Origin of the sequence: Streptomyces sp. NPDC056452, assembly GCF_042796085.1 — a bacterium.
Lineage (GTDB): Bacteria > Actinomycetota > Actinomycetes > Streptomycetales > Streptomycetaceae > Streptomyces.
Genome location: NZ_JBHTRI010000023.1, coordinates 22,136 through 41,331 on the forward strand (window position 1 = coordinate 22,136; position 19,196 = coordinate 41,331).

16 protein-coding genes, 1 pseudogene and 1 riboswitch are annotated in these 19,196 nt (G+C 71.2%); of the genes and pseudogenes, 16 read left to right on the plus strand and 1 reads right to left on the minus strand.

The genetic code is table 11. The features are described 5' to 3' along the window. The first annotated feature begins 42 nt into the window (after positions 1-42). From ACFQ6X_RS22480 to ACFQ6X_RS22555, 16 genes and pseudogenes are all read left to right on the plus strand, one after another. A complete protein-coding gene (locus tag ACFQ6X_RS22480; RefSeq protein WP_383184027.1) occupies positions 43-1,038 on the plus strand; it encodes a LacI family DNA-binding transcriptional regulator in 996 nt (331 codons plus the stop codon). 200 nt (positions 1,039-1,238) lie between these two features. Continuing rightward, entirely contained in the window at positions 1,239-2,663 is a 1,425-nt protein-coding gene (locus ACFQ6X_RS22485; RefSeq protein WP_383184029.1) for an extracellular solute-binding protein, read from the plus strand. Between the two features lie 88 nt (positions 2,664-2,751). Then, entirely contained in the window at positions 2,752-3,711 is a 960-nt protein-coding gene (locus ACFQ6X_RS22490; protein WP_351176999.1) for a sugar ABC transporter permease, read from the plus strand. A 15-nt stretch (positions 3,712-3,726) separates the two neighbouring features. Continuing rightward, entirely contained in the window at positions 3,727-4,674 is a 948-nt protein-coding gene (locus tag ACFQ6X_RS22495; RefSeq protein ID WP_383184031.1) for a carbohydrate ABC transporter permease, read from the plus strand. A gap of 106 nt (positions 4,675-4,780) precedes the next feature. Beyond that, a complete protein-coding gene (locus ACFQ6X_RS22500) occupies positions 4,781-6,409 on the plus strand; it encodes a glycoside hydrolase family 13 protein (protein ID WP_383184033.1) in 1,629 nt (542 codons plus the stop codon). Positions 6,410-6,504: 95 nt separating this feature from the next. Further along, positions 6,505-6,822, plus strand: coding sequence for a cupin (locus ACFQ6X_RS22505; protein ID WP_383184035.1), 318 nt, complete (start codon positions 6,505-6,507; stop codon positions 6,820-6,822). Between the two features lie 111 nt (positions 6,823-6,933). Continuing rightward, positions 6,934-7,827: a YihY/virulence factor BrkB family protein gene (locus ACFQ6X_RS22510; RefSeq protein ID WP_383184037.1), complete on the plus strand. Its 894-nt coding sequence runs from the start codon at positions 6,934-6,936 to the stop codon at positions 7,825-7,827. A 47-nt stretch (positions 7,828-7,874) separates the two neighbouring features. Continuing rightward, a complete protein-coding gene (locus ACFQ6X_RS22515) occupies positions 7,875-8,519 on the plus strand; it encodes a GNAT family N-acetyltransferase (RefSeq protein WP_383184039.1) in 645 nt (214 codons plus the stop codon). A gap of 54 nt (positions 8,520-8,573) precedes the next feature. Continuing rightward, positions 8,574-9,455 carry an ABC transporter substrate-binding protein gene (locus ACFQ6X_RS22520; RefSeq protein ID WP_383184041.1) on the plus strand — a complete coding sequence of 294 codons (882 nt, stop codon included), beginning with the start codon at positions 8,574-8,576 and terminating at the stop codon, positions 9,453-9,455. A gap of 67 nt (positions 9,456-9,522) precedes the next feature. Continuing rightward, a complete protein-coding gene (locus tag ACFQ6X_RS22525; RefSeq protein WP_383184043.1) occupies positions 9,523-10,251 on the plus strand; it encodes a helix-turn-helix domain-containing protein in 729 nt (242 codons plus the stop codon). After that, complete coding sequence (locus ACFQ6X_RS22530; RefSeq protein ID WP_383184045.1) at positions 10,248-11,600, plus strand: MFS transporter; 1,353 nt, start codon at positions 10,248-10,250, stop codon at positions 11,598-11,600. Before ACFQ6X_RS22525 ends, ACFQ6X_RS22530 begins: the two co-directional genes overlap by 4 nt. Before the next feature lie 161 nt (positions 11,601-11,761). Next, entirely contained in the window at positions 11,762-12,712 is a 951-nt protein-coding gene (locus ACFQ6X_RS22535; protein ID WP_383184047.1) for a carbohydrate kinase, read from the plus strand. 49 nt (positions 12,713-12,761) lie between these two features. Beyond that, positions 12,762-14,654 carry an acyl-CoA dehydrogenase gene (locus ACFQ6X_RS22540; protein WP_383184049.1) on the plus strand — a complete coding sequence of 631 codons (1,893 nt, stop codon included), beginning with the start codon at positions 12,762-12,764 and terminating at the stop codon, positions 14,652-14,654. Positions 14,655-14,929: 275 nt separating this feature from the next. Then, positions 14,930-15,114: riboswitch (cobalamin riboswitch) on the plus strand. A gap of 31 nt (positions 15,115-15,145) precedes the next feature. Continuing rightward, a complete protein-coding gene (locus tag ACFQ6X_RS22545; RefSeq protein ID WP_383184051.1) occupies positions 15,146-16,213 on the plus strand; it encodes an ABC transporter substrate-binding protein in 1,068 nt (355 codons plus the stop codon). Between the two features lie 44 nt (positions 16,214-16,257). Then, positions 16,258-17,293 (plus strand): annotated as a pseudogene (locus tag ACFQ6X_RS22550) (FecCD family ABC transporter permease). Then, positions 17,290-18,099, plus strand: a complete 810-nt coding sequence (locus ACFQ6X_RS22555; RefSeq protein ID WP_383184053.1) for an ABC transporter ATP-binding protein — start codon at positions 17,290-17,292, stop codon at positions 18,097-18,099. Before ACFQ6X_RS22550 ends, ACFQ6X_RS22555 begins: the two are co-directional and overlap by 4 nt. Positions 18,100-18,182: 83 nt before the next feature. On the opposite strand, the gene ACFQ6X_RS22560 is transcribed toward ACFQ6X_RS22555, so the two are convergent. Next, complete coding sequence (locus ACFQ6X_RS22560; protein WP_383184058.1) at positions 18,183-19,178, minus strand: PRC and DUF2382 domain-containing protein; 996 nt, start codon at positions 19,176-19,178, stop codon at positions 18,183-18,185. Positions 19,179-19,196 lie beyond the last annotated feature (18 nt).

Here is a 19,196-nt window from a genome sequence, read left to right on the forward strand (position 1 = left end):
GATAAGTCGGTGGCTTGCAAGAGTTGCGCTAGCGTTGCGGTCATGACGCGACGACTTGCCCAAGTGGCGCAGAAGGTAGGGGTCAGCGAGGCCACGGTCAGCCGGGTGCTCAACGGTAAGCCCGGAGTCTCGCGGACGACCCGCCAATCGGTGCTGACGGCACTGGATGTGCTCGGGTACGAGCGGCCGACCCAGCTGCGCGGCGAGCGGGCCAGGCTCGTCGGCCTGGTCCTGCCCGAGCTGCAGAACCCGATCTTTCCGGCATTCGCCGAGGTGATCGGCGGCTCCCTCGCGCAGCAGGGCCTCACGCCCGTGCTGTGCACCCAGACCAAGGGGGGCGTCTCCGAGGCCGACTACGTCGAGCTGCTCCTCCAGCAGCAGGTGTCCGGTGTCGTCTTCGCGGGAGGTCTCTTCGCGCAGGCCGACGAGCCGCACGACCACTACCGGCGGCTCGCCGAGCGCCGCATCCCGGTCGTGCTGATCAACGCGCCCATCGAGGGGCTGGACTTCCCCTGCGTGTCCTGCGACGACGCTGTCGCGATCGAACAGGCGTGGCGGCACCTCGTGTCGCTCGGGCACGAGCGCATCGGCCTGGTCCTCGGTCCCTCCGACCACGTCCCCTCGCGGCGCAAACTCGCTGCCGCGCTCGCCGTGGCGGGAGCGCTCCCGCAGGAGCGCATCGAGCGCTCCATGTTCTCGCTCGAGGGCGGCCAGGCCGCGGCCTCGCGCCTGTTGGAGCGGGGCGTCACGGGGATCGTCTGCGCCAGCGACCCGCTGGCGCTCGGTGCCGTGCGCGCCGCCCGCCGGCGGGGACTCGCGGTCCCCTCGGACGTCTCGGTCGTCGGCTTCGACGACTCCGCCTTCATGAACTGCACCGAGCCGCCCCTGACCACGGTCCGTCAGCCCATCGAGGCGATGGGGCGGGCGGCCGTCGAGCTGCTCTCGGCACTGATCCAGGGCGGCACCGTGCCGCCGGGCGAGCTCCTCTTCGAGCCCGAGCTGGTGGTCCGCGGCTCGACCGCGCAGGCGCGCGCCTGACGGGCCCGTGGGGCGGACCGCTGTCCGTGGGGGCGGGTGTGCCACCGGGTGCGTCACGGCTCCGGATGCGGAAGGCTGTCAAACATTTACGAAAACTGCGCGAGATATTGCGTTCACATGTCGGCGGTGGTTGAGTAAGCCGCGCCCCGGCAGAGAGTTCGCCGAGGGCCTTCCATGCTCATGCCCGAAGGGGACCACCGATGAGAAGTGCTGGGTTCCGCCGTTCTCGCACACGTCGAACCTCCGCCGCCGCGCTCGTCACCGCACTCGCGCTGACTGCCCTTGCCTCCTGTGGCACGAGCAGCAGCAACAGTGAGGACGACAAGGGCGGTTCCGGTAGCGGCTCGTCCGATCCGTCAGCACCGCTGGACCCGAAGGCCAAGGTGACGCTGTCGATCGACTGCATGCCGCCGGCCGCGAAGGCCGCGGAGCTGCGCGAGTGGAAAGAGGACATCAAGGCGTTCGGCAAGATCTACCCGAACGTCAAGATCAACGGAAAGTCCACGCCCGGACAGTGCCTGGAGCCGCCGCGCTTCACGGCGATGCTCAAGGGCAAGTCGCAGCCGGACGTGTTCTACGCCTACTTCACCGACCTGCAGCAGGTCCTGGACAACGACGGGGCGGAGGACATCTCGGCGTACGTCACCGACAAGTCCGTCCCCGCGCTCAAGGACATCCAGCCCCAGGTGCTCGACGTGGCCCGCAAGGACGGCAAGCTCTACGCCCTGCCGACCAGCAACTACACCATGGGCCTGATCGTCAACCGGAAGCTGTTCACGCAGGCCGGCCTGGACCCGAACACCCCTCCCTCGACCTGGGAGGAGGTCCGCGCGGCGAGCAAGAAGATCGCGGGGCTCGGCAAGGGCATCGCCGGCTTCGGCGAGTACAGCGCGGGCAACAACGGCGGGTGGCACTTCGCCGCCACGCAGTACGGCCTCGGCGGTGACGTGGTGGACGCCGGCGGCAAGAAGGCCGCCTTCAACGACGAGAAGGGCAAGCAGGTCCTCCAGCAGCTGCACGACATGCGCTGGAAGGACAACAGCATGGGGCAGACCCAGCTGTTGAAGTGGGGCGATCTGCAGAAGCAGATATCCACCGACAAGCTCGGCATGTTCCTGGCCGCACCCGACGACATCGCGTACATGGTCCAGCAACTCGGAGCCGAGTACGAGAACTTCGGAATCGGTCCGATCCCCGGCGCGCAGGGGACCCTCTTCGGCGGCAACAACTACATGATCAAGAAGGGCAGTTCGCCCGACAAGATCAAGGCGGCCGTCGCCTGGCTGAACTTCAAGAACCTCTCGCCCGGCAAGGGCCAGTTCGACTGGGCCCGCACCAAGGCCGACCAGCTGCCCGTCGGGCTGCCGCAGCCGAACTTCTTCACCGGTGAGAGCAAGACCAAGGACGACGCCAGTCGCGCCGCGAACGCCACGATGCCCATCGAGAACTTCAAGGCCTTCATGGACAACCCCGTCCAGGGCAAGGCCGAGCCGCCCAAGGCCCAGGAGATCTACAAGATCCTCGACGTCGCGATGTCCGGAGTCCTGACCAACAAGGACGCCGACATCGACAAGCTGCTCTCCACCGCGGAGCAGCAGGTCAACCAGGTTCTGGCGAACCAGTAACGGACGCGCGGGGCCGGGTCACGCGGACCCGGCCCCGCAATCCCGACCGTCCGACTGCGAGCGACTGCACCGGCACCGAGGAGACACCATGTCGGCCCCTACCCTGTCCACGAGCAAGGCGAGCCCGCCACCGCCCGGACACCACCGCCCCGCCCGGCCGGACTCCCCCCGCGAGGAGTTCGTGCGCGCCCTGCGCCGCAACATATCCGCGCACGGCTTCCTGATCGGCGCGGTCCTCTGCTTCTCGTTCTTCTCCTGGTACCCGATGGTCCGGGAGTTCTTCCTGGCCTTCCAGAAGACCGAGGACGGACGTACGACCTGGGCCGGCTGGTCCAACCTGAGCTACGTCTTCAACGACCCGGCCTTCTGGCAGGCCTGGCGCAACACCCTGCTCTTCACCGTCCTGGCCCTCGTGCTGGGCTTCGCGGTCCCGTTCGTCATCGCCGTCGTGCTCAACGAGTTCCGGCACGCGCAGGGGTACCTGCGGCTTCTGGTCTACCTGCCGGTCATGCTGCCGCCGGTCGCCTCCGTACTGCTCTTCAAGTACTTCTACGACCCCGGCTACGGACTCTTCAACCGCATCCTGGAATTCCTCCACCTCCCCGCACAGCAATGGCTCCAGGACCCCGACACCTCCATGCTCTCCGTCGTCATCGCGGCGACCTGGATGAACATGGGCGGAGCCACCCTCATCTACCTCGCCGCGCTCCAGGGCATCCCCGGCGAGCTGTACGAGGCGGCGGAGCTCGACGGAGCCGGGCTGCTGCGCAAGATCTGGCACGTCACCATTCCGCAGACCCGGCTCATCCTGTCGCTCCTGCTGCTCATGCAGATCATCGCGACGATGCAGGTGTTCACCGAGCCCTTCCTGCTCACCAACGGGGCGGGCCCCGAAGGCTCCACCACCACGGTCGTCTACCTCATCTACCAGTACGCCTTCAATTTCAACAACTACGGCAGCGCGGCGGCTCTCGGACTCGTCCTGCTCGTCGTACTCGCGGGCTTCTCCGCGGTGTACGTACGGCTCAGCCGCAACAGCGAAGACTAGGACGGGAGTACGAGGATGGCATCGAGCACGCTTGTCTCCCGGCGAGGTACCGGCAGGCGCGGAGGAGGACCCCGCGAGTCGGACCTCGGCCGCCAGCGGACCCTGATCTCGCCCGCCCAACTCGGCCGCCCCCGCGGCAAGGTCCTCTACTGGATCATCTTCGCCGTGGTGATCGCCGCCTTCACCATCGCATTCCTCGGGCCCCTGTACTGGATGGTCACCGGGGGACTCAAGACCACCCAGGAAGTCGTACAGAGCCCGCCCACGGCCTTCCCCACCTCGATCCACACGGAGAACTACTCCCAGGCGTGGAACGTGATGGACCTGTCCCGGCTGCTCTTCAACACCCTGTACTACGCGTTCGGCGCGCTGGCCTTCCAGCTGATCTTCGACGTGGCCGCCGCCTACTCGCTCTCCAAGCTGCGGCCGGTCTTCGGCAAGGTCATCCTCGGCATGATGCTCGCCACCCTGATGATCCCGGCGACCGTCCTCGTCGTCCCGCAGTACCTCACCGTGCTCGACGTGCCGATCTTCGAGCGCAACCTGCTCAACTCGCCCTGGGCGATCTGGCTGCCGTCCGTCACGAACGCCTTCAACATCTTCCTGCTGAAGCGGTTCTTCGACTCGATCCCACGCGAACTGCTGGACGCCGCCGCCATCGACGGCGCCTCACCCCTGCGCACCCTGCGCTCCGTGGTGCTGCCGATCTCCCGGCCGATCCTGGGCGTCGTCTCCATCTTCGCCGTCGTCGGAGTCTGGAAGGACTTCCTCTGGCCGATGCTCACCCTGCCCGACCCGAGCAAGCAGACGCTCAACGTGGGCATCTACTCCCTGGCCAGCGGAGTCCCGGAGAACGTCCTCATCGCCGCGCTCACCATCGCGTCGGTCCCGACGCTGCTGATCTTCCTTCTCTTCCAGCGCAACATCATGAGCGGTCTCACCGCGGGCGGCCTCAAGGGCTAGCAGTACCCCTGCCGTCCCCCACCAGCACTCCGCCGCCGGCCCTCCCACCACACGCCCCGTGTCCGGGGCCGGCGGCGGAGTACCACCTGCCCGAAAGGAACGCCACGTGGCAGCCATCCGTCCGACCGAGGCCACCGCAACCTGGTGGCGCGACGCCGCCATCTACCAGATCTACGTACGCAGCTTCGCCGACGGCGACGGAGACGGCACCGGCGATCTCGCGGGAGTACGGGCCAGGCTGCCCTATCTCGTGGAGCTGGGTGTGGACGCCCTCTGGTTCACCCCCTGGTACCTCTCACCCCTGGCCGACGGCGGCTACGACGTCGCCGACTACCGCGTCATCGACCCCGCCTTCGGCCATCTCGCCGAAGCCGAGAAGCTGATCGCCGAAGCCCGTGCGCTGGGCATACGCACCATCATCGACATCGTTCCGAACCACGTCTCCGACCGGCACAGCTGGTTCCGGGCAGCGCTCGCGGCGGGCCCCGGCAGCCCCGAGCGCGACCTCTTCCACTTCATGCCGGGACGCGGCGAGAACGGTGAGATCCCGCCCAACGACTGGGTGTCCGAATTCGGTGGCACCCCCTGGACCAGGCTCGACGACGGCCAGTGGTACCTCCACCTGTTCGCTCCCGAGCAGCCCGATCTCAACTGGGCACACCCGGCCGTCCGCCAGGAGCACGAGGACGTCCTGCGCTTCTGGTTCGAACGGGGAGTGGCGGGCGTACGCATCGACTCGGCGGCCCTGCTCGCCAAGGACCCGGCCCTGCCGGACTTCACCAAGGGCGTCGACCCCCACCCGTACATCGACCGCGACGAACTCCACGGCATCTACCGCGCCTGGCGTGCGATCGCCGACGAGTACGAGGGCATCTTCGTCGGCGAGGTGTGGCTTCCCGACTCCGAGCGCTTCGCCCGGTACCTGCGCCCCGACGAACTGCACACCGCCTTCAACTTCAACTTCCTGGCCTGCCCCTGGGACGCCCGGCTGCTGCGCGCCGCGATCGACGACACCCTCGCCGAACACGCGCCGGTCGGCGCCCCCGCGACCTGGGTGCTGTGCAACCACGACGTGACCCGCACCGTGACCCGGTACGGACGCGAGGACACCGGCTTCGACTTCGCCGCGAAGGTCTTCGGCACCCCCACGGACCTGGAACTCGGTACCCGCAGGGCCCGGGCCGCCGCCCTGCTCTCGCTGGCACTGCCCGGCGCCGTCTACCTGTATCAGGGCGAGGAGCTCGGCCTTCCGGAGGCCGACATCCCGCGGGCGCGCATCCAGGACCCCATGCACCTGCGCTCCGGCGGCATCGACCCGGGGCGCGACGGCTGCCGGGTGCCACTGCCGTGGTCCGAACAGGAACCGCACGCGGGGTTCGGGTCCGCGGACGAACCCTGGCTGCCGCAGCCGGCCTCCTGGCCGTCCTACGCGGCAGATCGGCAGAGCGGCGATCCCGGCTCGATGCTCAGCCTGTACCGCGAAGCCCTGAGGCTGCGCCGCAGCGAACCCGGATTCGCCGCGGCCGCCGCGGAAACGGCGGACGGGCAGCTGAACTGGCTGCCGTCGGAGCCCGGAGTGCTCGCCTTCACCCGGCCCCACGGCCTGATCTGCGCCGTCAACCTGTCCGGGGCTGCGGTGCCGCTCCCCGACCACGCCGAGGTGCTGCTGACCAGTGCTCCGCTGGACGACTCCGGGCTGCTGCCCGGCGATGCGGCGGCCTGGCTGCGGAGCTGACGCCGCCGCCGGGCCGGGCCGTCACCGCACGCACCGGTGGCGGCCCCGGCCCGAGGTGGATAGCGGGGGAGCGGAGGCTGCGGCACAGTGGTCGTATGGATGATCTCAACGCTCTCGCCGACGAGCACCTGACCGCAGCCCGCGCCAGCGCGCACGGGCGCAGCGCGCACCTGCTGCTGCGGCAGGAACCGTTGCGGCAGACGGTGATCGCACTCACCTCGGGATCCGCCCTCGACGAGCACAACGCACCCCCCGCCGCCTCGCTCCAGGTGCTGCGAGGCCGGGTCCGGATCACCGCCGCCTCCGGCGACGTGGAGCTGGCCACGGGGCGTCTGCACCCGATTCCCCAGGAACGGCACGGGCTGCTGGCGCTCGAGGACGCCGTGGTGCTGCTGACAGCTGTCAACGACTGAGCAGCCAGGAATACACCTGCGGGACGGAGGCATGAGAGAAAGGTGGCAGCCGGGCCGTCATACGACGCCGTCCGGCCCGCCGATTCTTCCTTCGTCCCCCGGAGTACCAGCGTGCCCAGCAGGACCGACGCCCCCGCCGCGGACCGCACCGCGCCCCCGTCAGGGCGGGCCGCACGGAGCTGGCGCACCGCCCTGCGCCGTACTCCCGTCTCGCTCTGGAACGACGACCTCTCCGACTGGGCGGCGGCCCTCACGTACTACGCCATCCTCGCCCTGCTCCCGGCGCTCCTGGTCACCGTGTCCGTCATCGGCCTCGCGAACCCCGGCGCCACCAACGCCCTGATCATCGACATCACGGCCTTCGCGCCCGCCGAGTCCGGAGCGGCGCTGCGCCAGCCCCTGGAGGCGGCCACCCACGAGCGCACCGCCGTCTGGCTGCTCGTGGCCACCGGGAGCGTGAGCGCCGTCTGGTCGGCCTCCAGCTACCTGGCGGTCTTCCGCAGAGCGCTGCACGCCATGCACGACGTGAAGGACACCAGGCCCGCCCTGCGCCAGGCGCACATCATCGTGGCGTCCGCGATCGGACTGCTCGTCCTGCTGATGGCCAGTGCGTTCGCCCTGGTCCTCACCGGTCCGCTGGCCCGCTGGTTCGGGGAGCGGACGGGCCTGACCCACGCGGGTGAGACTCTCTGGGCGGTTCTCAAGTGGCCCGTGCTGCTCTGTCTGGTCGCCTGTCTGATCCTGGTCCTCTTCAGCACCGGTCCGCGTACCGCCCGAGGCGTGCGGCGCGGGCTGCCGGGCGGAGTGCTCGCGGCGTTCCTGTGGCTGTTCGCCTCGGCCGGATTCGCGCTGTACGCCACCCACGTCGGCAGCTACAGCCGGCTGTACGGGTCGCTGGCCGGTCTGGTCGTCTTCCTGATCTGGATCTGGTTCACCAACCTGGCACTCCTTGCCGGCGCCCAGTTCAACGTCGAACTCGAACGCGTGAAGGGCGGCGGCGGCTGAGGGCGAAAGCCCTTGTGGGAGCGCTCCCAGATGGGCAGGATGGGGCAATGACCCAGGCAGCGCACGTACGTCCCTACCGACCCGGCGACCGTGAGGCCCTCGCGGAGATCTGCATCCGCACGGCGGACAACGGCGGTGACTCCCGGCACCTGTACCCCGATCCGGAGCTGATGCCGACGCTGTTCGCGGCGCCCTACGCGTACCTCGAACCCGAGCTGACGTTCGTCCTCGACGACGGGTCCGGGCAGGCGGTCGGCTACATCCTGGGGACCGCGGACACCCGGCAGTTCGTGGACGCGTTCCGCAAGGTCTGGCTCCCGCTGGTGACAGGACGCTTCCCCCGGCCCGACGGGACGCCGAGCACGTTCGTCGAGGAGATGACCGCCCTTCTCCACTGCCCCGAACGCATGATCCTCCCCGAGCTGGACGGGCATCCGGCGCACCTGCACATCGACCTGCTGCCGCCCTGGCAGCGCAAGGGGCACGGGAGGGAGCTGATGGACACCTTCCTGGGGGCGCTGCACGCCAAGGGGGTCCCGGCCGTCCATCTGTCCATGCTGGTGGCGAACACCCCGGCCAGGGCCTTCTACGACCGGCTCGGATTCCATGAGATCGACGTCCCCGATCCGGGGCCGCTCGCCTATCTGGGGCGTTCCACCGAGGGGTGTGGCGACGACCGGCTGGGCAGGTAGTCAGGTGCGAGCCCGGGCGAGGGCCGAGGCAGCCGCTACGGAGGAGTGAGAGACGTGACCGAGCAGAGTGCGTGGAGGTTCGCGGACGACCGGGGGCAGCTGCTGGCGGCGGAGCGGCGCCCTTCGCGCGTGCTCGCCTACATCCAGGCCGGAGCGACGCTGTGGGACTACGGCGTGCGCCCGGAGGGGATCTTCGGCTCCGGCCATGACGGTACGGCGCCCGACCGGGCGAAGACCGGCACGCTTCCGCTGGACACCGTCGACTACCGGGGCGCGGGCGCCGGCCTGGACGTGGAGACCCTGTTACGTGGACGGCCGGACCTGGTCGTCGCCGTCAGCTACGGCCACGGACAGGTCTACGGGCTGGACCCGGACGCCGCCAAACAGCTGGAGGAGCGGGTCCCGGTCGCCGTGATCGACGTGGGTCAGGCGCGCACCCTGGACCGCATAGCCGAGCGGTTCGCCGAGCTGGCCCGCTCGCTCGGCGGTGAACCCGTCCCGGGTGTCGCCGAGGACCTGGAAGCCGCCAGGGAGCGGCTGCGCGCCGTGGCCGAAGCCGTGCCCGACAGCCCGAGGGTGGTGGCGCTGTCTCCGGCGGGCCAGGAGCAGGCGCACATCGCCCGCCCGCCGATGTGGCCCGAACTGCGGGTGCTGGCCGAGCTGGGGGTCGACCTCGTGTCACCGGCCGAGGGTGGGGGAGTCAACTGGTCCACCACGGAATGGGACCGGGCGGCGGAGCTCCGGCCGCACGTCGTCCTTGCGGACGTCCGGTCGAACGCGACCCCGCTCGGCGAGATCGGCGCACCGGACTGGCGGGCGGCCACGGAGGAGGCGTGGATCGTCCCGTGGAACCCGGAGCCCCTGTGCAGTCCCCAGGCCCATGCCCGCTTCCTCGCGCTGGTCGCGGACGCACTGGAGGGGGTCCGGAGCATCTGATCAGGTTTCCCAAAAATATTCTGCAAAAATACTTTGGGAAAAGGCTGGTTCCTTCTAGCCTGTCGTTATGGACAGCGACGGCTCACCCCGCACACTCGACCCGGAGCAGGACTCGGCGGCGCTGAAGGCGCTCACCCATCCGCTGCGTCTCCGGCTGCTCGGACTGCTGCGGCAGCACGGTCCCGCCACCGCGAGTGAGATGGCGGTCAGGACGGGTGAGTCGTCGGCGTCGACCAGTTACCACCTGCGCGTGCTGGCCAAGTACGCGTTCGTCGCGGAGGCGGAGCACCGGGACGGCCGCGAGCGACGGTGGCAGGCGGTGCACGCCGTCACCTCGTGGAGCAACGAGGGGATGCTGGCCACGGCAGGCGGCAGGGCCGTGCTGGGCACGTTCTGGCGTCGCTCGATCGAGCATCTGCAGCACTCGGTGGTCCAGCACGAGGCCGACATCGAGGACGGCCGGCTGGGGGAGGAGTGGCGCGAGCCCTCCGGTGTCAGCGACCTGATGCCCCGCCTGACGCCGGAATCCCTGAGGGAGCTCTGGGACACGTTCAATGCCAAGGTGACGGAGCTGGCAGCCCGTGACGAGCACGATCCGAGGGCCGAGCGGGTCGTGCTGGTCACGGCCGGACTCCCGCAGGCGGCGAGCGCACCGACGGCACCGCAGTCCGCAGCGGACCCGCGCCCCGACACAGATCCGCGCGGCGAAGCGGACCCCGAGCGCGACACACGCTCCGGCGGCACTCGCTCGGACGTCACGTCCGAGGCCGGCCCGCGCTCCCAGGGCACCTCGTGACCCGGCCCGCGCCCACCGAGTACACAGGGCTGGACGAACGCACCGCGCGGCGCCGCTTCGTCGCGGTGTCGTTCCTGTTCTGGCTGCCGGCCGGCCTGACCGCCGCCCCCATGGTGCTGCTCTTCACCGAACGGGGCCTGGCCCTCGCCGCCGTCGCCGCGGCCTTCGCCGCGCACTCCCTCACCGCCGCCGCCCTCGAACTCCCCACCGGCGGCCTCTCCGACGTCATCGGCCGCCGCACCGTCCTGGCGGGCGCCGGAATCCTCAACGTGTGCGCCCTCATCCTCATAGGACTCGGAACGGCCGGCTGGGTCCTCGCCCTCGGCATGGCGCTCATGGGCGCGGGCCGGGCCCTGTCCAGCGGACCGGCCGAAGCCTGGTACGTCGACACAGTGCACGCCCGCTCCGGCCCCGACGCCGACCTGCGCACGGGACTGGCGCGCGGCGCCGCCGCCTCCTCGGCCGCCCTGGCACTCGGCATGCTGCTCGGCGGTGCGCTGCCCTGGCTGCTCGGCCTCGGCCCGGACGTCGGCGCCCGCCTGCGCGCGTACACCTCCGACCTCGTCCTGCCGCTCTCCGTCCCCGTGCTCCTGGGCGTGGCCGTCGAGACCGTCTTCGTCCTCTACGCCCTCACCGCGCTCCCCGAACCTCCCCGCCCCCCGGCCACCCTGCGCGGTGTGCTGCGCGGTGTTCCGGCGGCCATCGGCGCGGGGCTTCGGCTGGGTGCCCGGGACGTGCTGATCCGCCGCATCCTGATGACCGCGGGTGCCGCCGGGACCGCGCTGGCCGCCCTCGAACTGCTCACGCCCGGCCGCGCCGCCGCCGTCACCGGAGCTTCCGAGTCCGGCGCGGTGCTGTTCGCGGGACTGGCAGCCGCCGGGTTCGTCTGCTCGGCGCTCGGCAGCCAGATCGCCCCGCTCGTCGCCCGGTTCGCCGGCGGCAGCGAGCGTGCGGTGCTGGCGAGCCTCGTGGCGAGCTCCACAGGGCTCCTGGTGCTCGCCGCGACCGTGTCCTCCACCGGAGCGGCCTCCCTGACCCTGGCCGTCGCCGGATACGCGCTGGTGTACCTGGGGCTCGGGGCCGCCGGTCCCAGCGAGAACGACCTCCTGCACCGCCGCGTCGACACCTCGGGCCGCGCGACCGCTCTTTCCGTGCAGTCCCTCTCGCTGCAGCTCGTCGGGGCGGCCGGAGGGCTGGTCACGGGCGTGCTGCCCGCAGGCCCCCTGCCCTGGCTGCTCGGTGCCACGGTGCTGCTGGCAGGCGCCCTCCTGTGGGCCCGTCGTGCCGACGCCCCGGCCGCGCAGCTCAGCGGCCGGCCGGAATCCGCCACGGGAGAAGGCATCGGCTGACGGCTGCTCCGTGCCGCCGCGCGCGAGGACGCCTTCGTTGCACGTGCCGGGCACGGGGTCTCCCGGCACCCCCTGCGCACGAGGCAGAATCGGCGGCAGCGTGTCCGGCGACCCCGCGTGCCTGACACCCCCGCCCGGCGCCACTCCTGGAGACCTTCCTCATGCTCGACAGACCCGCTCTGCTGGTCATCGGCGAATGCGTCGCCGACATCGTCCGGGAGCCGGGCGCGGCAGACCGTGTCCACGCGGGCGGCAGCCCCGCGAACGTCGCGTACGGTCTGGCCCGGCTGGGTCGCAGCACCACGCTCCTCACCCAGCTCGGCCAGGACGCGAACGGACGGCTCATCCGGGACCATCTGGCCTCGGCGGGGGTCCGTGTGCGCACCGACGGGTGCGGCGCGCCCACGCCGTCCGCCGCCGTCACCCTGGACGACGCGGGGCGGGCCACGTACACCTTCGAGATCACCTGGTCACTGGCCCCCGTGACGCCGGAGCGTCCGGCGCAGCACGTGCACACCGGGTCGATCGCCGCCGTCGTCGAGCCCGGGGCCGGGACTGTCCTCGCCGCCGTCGAAGCACTCCGGGCGAGCGCGACCGTCAGCTTCGACCCGAATGTGAGGCCGGAGCTGATGGGAGATCGCGCCGAGGCCGTACGCAGGGTAGAACGCTGTGTCGCCCTCAGCGATGTGGTCAAGGCGAGCGACGAGGACCTGGCGTGGCTGTACCCGGGTCAGGCACCCGAGAAGACCGCCGAGCTGTGGCTGCGCTCCGGCCCGGCGGTCGTCCTCGTCACGCGGGGTGCCGAGGGGGCGCTGGCGTTCCTTCCCGGTGCGACGTTGCGCGTCGACGCGGTGCCCGTCCGGGTCGTCGACACGGTGGGAGCGGGCGACGCGTTCATGTCCGGCACGCTCCACGCCCTGGCAGCGCACGGACTGCTCGGGGAGGGCGGCCGCGCACGGCTGCGCTCACTGGACACCGGGACGCTGGGCGACGTGCTGCGCCACGGCTCGGCTTCGGCCGCCGTGACCGTGGCACGGGCCGGTGCCCTTCCGCCCGACGAGGAGGAGCTGGCGGCGGGACTGACCGGGGCGCCTGTCCCCAGGGCGGCCTGAGGACGGGGCCGCCGGTGTCCTCCCGCCCGCCCCGGTCGTTTAGTCCTTCATGACCGTGACCCTTACCGACACCGTCCAACCGTCCACGGCCGATCTGCTGACCGGAGTCCTCCTCGGCGCGGACTTCCGCCGGGAGCACGGCTTCTGGCGGCGGCTGATCAGTACAGAACCGTTCCGCCGCCCCGCGGGCGGTACCCCCGAAGAGCGGCTCTCCCTCGCCTACGACCGGCTGCGGATCCTCAACCGGTCCCTCGACAGCGGAGCCCGCCTCGCCGCCGACCCGCGCGCGCTGGCCGCCCTGCACGAATGGCTGGGCCCGGTGGACCCCGCGCTCACCACCGTTGCGGGCATCCACTACAGCCTCTTCCTCGGCAGTCTTCTCGACCACGACGCCGGCACGGACCGCGATCTGTCCGACTTTCTGGGGATGCGGCGCATCGGCGCCTTCCTCTGTACGGAGGTGGCGCACGGCAACGACGCGGCGTCCCTGGAGACGACCGCGACGTACGACCGCGAGCGGGACGGGTTCGTCCTGCACACCCCGAACGCGGGGGCGCAGAAGTTCATGCCCAACACCAGTCCTGCGGGAGGACCGAAGACCGGGCTCGTCGCCGCACGCCTTCTCGCCGACGGGACGGACCACGGCGTCCACCTCTTCCTGGTGCCGCTCACCGACGACGTACAGGCCCTTCCAGGGGTACGGGTCCGGCGCCTGCCGGCCCGGATGGGCAGCCCCGTGGACCACTGCCTGACCTCGTTCGACCGGCTGTTCGTGGGGCGGGACGCCTTGCTGGGAGACGGGAGGATGCCGGGCGGGGACGGAGGGTTCAGCAGTACCCCCGCCGACCGGCGGCGCCGCTTCCTGACATCCATCGGCCGTGTGACCCCGGGGCGGATCTCCATGAGCGCCTGCGCGGCCGGATCCGCCCGCGCCACGCTGGCGGTCGCCGTCCGCTACGGCGGCCATCGCATGATCTCCGGCACCCGGGGTGCCGGGCAGATTCCGGTGAACGCCCACCGGACCCACCACGGGCCGCTCGCCTCGGCCATGGCCACGGTCTTCGCCATGAGCCTGCTGCACCGCCGGGCTCTGGACCGGTGGGAGCGCCGCTCCGGTGAGGACAGGGCGGAGGCGGAACGCCTGGTGGCGGTCGCCAAGGGGTGGATCACCTGGCAGGCCCGCGCGGTCATCGTCGAGTGCCGTGAACGCTGCGGTGCGCAGGCGTTGTTGGAGAACAACGGCATGACGGAGCTGGTCACCGGGGTCGAAGGCGCCATCACGGCCGAGGGCGACAACCTCGCCGTCCACGCGAAGGCGGCGGCGGACATGTTCTTCGCCGCCGGACCGGCACCCGGTGACCCCTCGCAGGACCCGGCGGACGGGACCGGCAACATCCCGGCCGACCGGACCCCCGGTGAGCTGGCCGACCCCCGGTTCCTCGGCAGGCTCCTCGACGCGGTGGAGGAGATCTGGTTCACCCGGGCCAGGGAACGCGCGCTCCGGGCACCGCACGACGACGCGCTCGCGCGGTGGAACGCGGCCTCCGGTGCCGCCCTGCGCGGGGTCGAGGCCCACGCGTACCGACAGGCGGCCGAGGGGTACGCCGAGGCACTGGCCACGCTCCCCGAGGGGGCCGCCCGGGAGCGACTGGCCGAGCTGCAGCGGCTGTTCGCCCTCCAGTGGGTGGCACGCAACAGCGGGGACCTGCTGGCGGCAGGTCACCTGACCGCCCAGCAGGTCGACGAACTGCCCGAGGCCACCGAGGAACTGATCGCGGCCGTCGCCGCACACGCACCCGAACTGGTCGAGTCCTTCGCGCTGCCGGAAGAGCTGCTCGCCGACTGGCCGATCGCAGGACCGGACTACGCCGACGCGTACGACGACCCGGACGGCCCCTGGCACCGGGGCCCGGCCGAGCCCTCGCCGCCGGCCGCACGGTGAGCGGCCGACGGCCCGTCCGGACACCACCCGGTGCGGCCGGGGCCCGGCGTGTGCGCGAGGCCGCCGAGATCCTCGGCCTGCGGGTTGTCCTGCTCGCGTACTGGGGCACGGCGTCCGTACTCGCCCGCCGGCGTGGACGCCGCACGTGAGAGCCGGAGAATCGGTTCGGCGCAGGTCCTGACCCCGAGCGCAGGTCCCGGTCGAGGAGGGGCCGGTGCGGGGGACGCCCCACCCGCCGTGCCGGCCGCGGCCCCCGAGGCCTGCGTTCAGCTGCGTGATAGCTTGCAGAGGCCAGTCACACTCCACGTGGAGTCAGGGAATCCGGTGCGAAACCGGAGCTGACGCGCAGCGGTGAGGGGGACGGGCGGGGCCACGGCCACTGGACACCCTCGGGGTCCGGGAAGGCGTCCCGTCCGGATGAACCCGAGTCCGAAAACCTGCTGGCACCCGTTTCCCGTACCGGGAGCGGTGCTTCGTACCGGGCTCCGCGCATGAGCCCCAGGACGCAGAGGGACCCAGTGCCGCCCATAGCCAGTACCGTACGCCGAACCGCCCTGCTCACGGCGGGACTTGTCCTGCTGACCGCCTGCGGTGGCGGTTCGTCCGACAAGACGACGCAGGACGCCGGCGCCGCCGGTTACCCCGTGACGCTGAAGAACTGCGGACGCACCGTCACCGTCGCGGCCGCCCCGCACCACGCGGTCTCCCTGGACCAGGGGTCGACGGAGATCCTGCTCTCGCTCGGCCTCGCCGACCGGCTGGCGGGCACCTCCACCTGGACCGATCCGGTGATGAAGGGCCTGGAGAAGGCCAGTGCGAGCGTCCCCCGCATCGCCGAGAACCGGCCCTCTTCGGAGAAGGTCCTCGACAAGGAACCCGACTTCATCAGCTCCTCGTTCGAATCGACGCTCGGCAAGGGCGGTGTCGCGCCCCGCGAACAGTTCGAGGACCTCGGCGTCCCCACCTACGTCTCGCCGGCCGACTGCACCGCCAAGGACAACAGCAAAGGCGGGGACGGTTCCCGTACGAAGCCGCTGACCATGGAGAGCGTCTACACCGAAGTGCACGATCTGGCCAAGGTGTTCGGCGTCCAGGAACGCGGTGACGAGCTCGTCGCCCGCCTCCGGGCACGTATCGGCAAGGCGACCGCAGGCATCGAGGCATCGGACGCCACCCTGCTCTACTGGTTCGCCAACGCCGAGTCGCCCTACCTCGCGGGCTGCTGCGGGGCGCCCGGCATCATCACCGAGGAGCTCGGCGCGAAGAACGTCTTCGACGACACCCACGAGGAGTGGCCCCAGATCAACTGGGAGACCGTCGCCGACCGCAACCCCGACGTCCTGGTCATCGGCGACCTGACCCGCAAGTCGCAGACCGCCGAGAGCGCCGAGAAGAAGATCCAGTTCCTGGAGTCCAATCCCGCCACGAGGAACATGGACGCCGTCCGGCACAAACGCTACGTCCTCCTCAGCGGCCAGGCCATGAACCCCTCCATCCGTACCGTCGAAGGCGTGGAGCTCGTGGCCGCAGGGCTGCGCGGCTTCGGGCTCGCGGGGTGACCGACACCCGACAGGCCGCCGGCGTACGCGCACCGGAGGCACCGGTGTCACGCCCGGCCGGTGTCCGTGTCCTGCGCGACGGCCTCCTGTGGAGCTGCGGGACGGCGCTCCTGCTCCTGTCCGTCGCGGTCGCCGTCACCATCGGGCCCGCCCGGATCTCGGTCCCGGACGTCTGGTCCGCGGTGGCGGCCCATCTCGGCCCCGGGGACTCGCGGCTCAGCCCGATCCGGGACGGGATCATCTGGAACCTGCGCATGCCCCGCACCCTGCTCGCCGCGGTGTGCGGAGCCGGACTCGCGGTGTGCGGCACCGTCATGCAGTCACTGCTGCGCAACCCGCTCGCCGACCCGTTCGTCCTCGGTGTCTCCTCGGGGGCGTCCACCGGAGCGGTCGTGGTCGTCATCCTCGGAGCGGGTGGGGGGAGCGGTGTCGATCTCGGCCGGTGCCTTCATCGGCGCCCTCTGCTCGTTCGCCCTCGTTCTGCTGCTCAGCCACACGCTCGGCGGGACGACCGACCGGGTCGTCCTCTCCGGTGTGGCGGCGATGCAGCTCTTCTCCGCGCTCACCTCCTTCGTCGTGATGACCGCCGCCGACGCCGAGCAGACCCGCGGTGTGCTGTTCTGGCTGCTCGGCTCCCTGAGCGGGGTCGGCTGGACCGATGTGTGGATGTGCGCGGCAGTGCTCGCCGTGGCACTGCTGATCTGCCTCGGACACGCCCGTACGCTCGACGCCTTCGCCTTCGGCCAGGACGCGGCGGCCACCCTCGGCGTCCATGTCGCCCGCACCAGAATCGTGCTGCTCTGCACCACTGCGCTGTTGACCGCGGCGCTCGTCAGCTCGGCGGGCGCCATCGGCTTCGTCGGCCTCGTCCTGCCGCACGCGGCCCGCGCCCTGACCGGCTCGGGGCACCGGCGTCTCCTGCCGGTCACCGCGCTCGCCGGGGCGGTGTTCCTGGTCTGGGTCGACACCCTGGCCCGCACCGTCCTAGACCCGCAGGAGGTACCGGTCGGAGTGGTCACCGCCCTCATCGGTGTGCCCGCCTTCGTGCTGGTCCTGTACCGCACCCGGAGGGCCACATGACCGCCGCCGCGACCGAGGGCCTGCGGGCCGAGCGCGTGACGCGGGAAGCGGGCGGGCGGATCGTCCTCGACGGAGTGGACATCGCGCCGCCGCCCGGTGCCACGGTCGGACTCCTGGGGCCCAACGGATCCGGCAAGTCCACACTGCTCCGCATCATGGCCGGCGTCCTCGGCCCGGGCGCGGGCGCGGTGACCCTCGACGGCCGTACCCTCGCGGAGACCGGCCGCCGCACCGTCGCCCGACGCGTCGCCGTGGTCGACCAGCACGCAACGACCCAGGTCGAGTTGAGTGTCCTGGACGTCGTCCGCCTCGGCCGCATCCCGCACCGCCGTGCCTGGACGGCGCCCGGCCGCGAGGACGAGGACGCCGTGCGTGAGGCGCTGGAGCGTACAGGCCTGGCCGACCGCACCGAGCAGTCCTGGCACACCCTGTCCGGCGGTGAGCGCCAGCGCGTCCAGATCGCCCGTGCACTCGCGCAGCGGCCTCGTGAACTCCTCCTGGACGAGCCGACGAACCATCTCGACATCCAGCACCAACTGGAGCTGCTGGCCCTCGTCTCCGCACTGCCCGTCACCGCTGTGGTGGCGCTGCACGACCTCAACCTGGCCGCGATGTTCTGCGACCGCGTCACCGTGCTGAAGGAGGGACGGGTGGTGGCCTGCGGAACGCCCGCGGAGGTGATCACCGGGGAACTCGTCGCGGACGTCTACCGGGTACGGGCGGTGGTGACGCCCGACGGGCCGGACGGCAGGCCGTCGGTGCGCTTCCTGCCGGGGGCCGCCGCGGGCGGCCCGGTCTCCGGGTGACCGACGGCGAAGGGGCGGGCCCGCGTCGTCCGGGTCCGCCCCTCGCTGCTTGTCGCGCGGCCTGTCGCCGCTGAGTGAGGGGGTCAGCGGCGGCGTCCCTGGCCGAACTCGCCGCCCGTGTCCTTGCCGCTGCCCATGTCCTTGCCGTCCGCGTAGTCGATCTTCTCCTTGCGGAGTTCGGCGGAGACTTCCTTCTGTTCGGTGACCTTGTTGGTTTCGAGGCGGACGCGCTCCACCGGGACGGCCTCCTTGCGGACGGTGGCGCGTTCGGCGTGCAGGGTGACTTCGACGTCCTCTTCGCCGATGCTCGTCGTCCCGGTCGACTTCTCGCCCGACCGCATGGGTTCGCGCACCACGCGTACTTCCTCGTGGGACACGGGTACGGTCCGGGTGACGTTCTCGGTCACGACGTACTTGTGCAGATGCGCCTTCCCGCTCTCGTACTCCTCCGTACCGACGAGGAGCTGTTCCTCGGAACGGACCATCTCCTCCCGTCCCCCGGCGCCCGCGGCGGACCGTTCGGCTCCGGCTCCGGCGAGCGGGCGCGACGTGGAGGACGCCTCCGTGTCACGGTGCCTGCCCATGCCTGCGCCCGAGGTGGCTGCGCCCGTGGTGCCGACCGCTGTCGCCTTGCCGGTCGTCTTGGGGCGGGCCGTTCCCGCGGCTCCGGCCGCTCCTGCGGCTCCGGCGGCGCCCATGGCTGCCGTTCCGGTGCCGGACGTGGTGCGCGCGTCGCCGCCCGCACCTGCGGTGGTCTTCCTGGTCATGCCGTAGTGCCGGTAGAGCTCTTCCTCCTCGGCCACGGAGAGATGCGCGTCGGCGTCCACCCTGGGGGCGTCCTTGACGCGGTCCTTCGCGTGCGAGACGTGCAGGTCGGAGCCCACGCGACGGGCTCCGGCGAGCGGTACGAAGCTCTCCTTCATGCCGAACATGCCGGTCTTGACCGTGATCCAGTCGGGCTTGCCGGTGTCGTCGTCGACGTACACCCGTCCTACACTGCCGACCTTTTCGCCGTCACTGTCGTAGACGGTCAGACCGTCGAGTTCTCCGGAATCCGTGAAACCGTCAGCGGCTCCCATGGCCGATTCCTCCTCGCC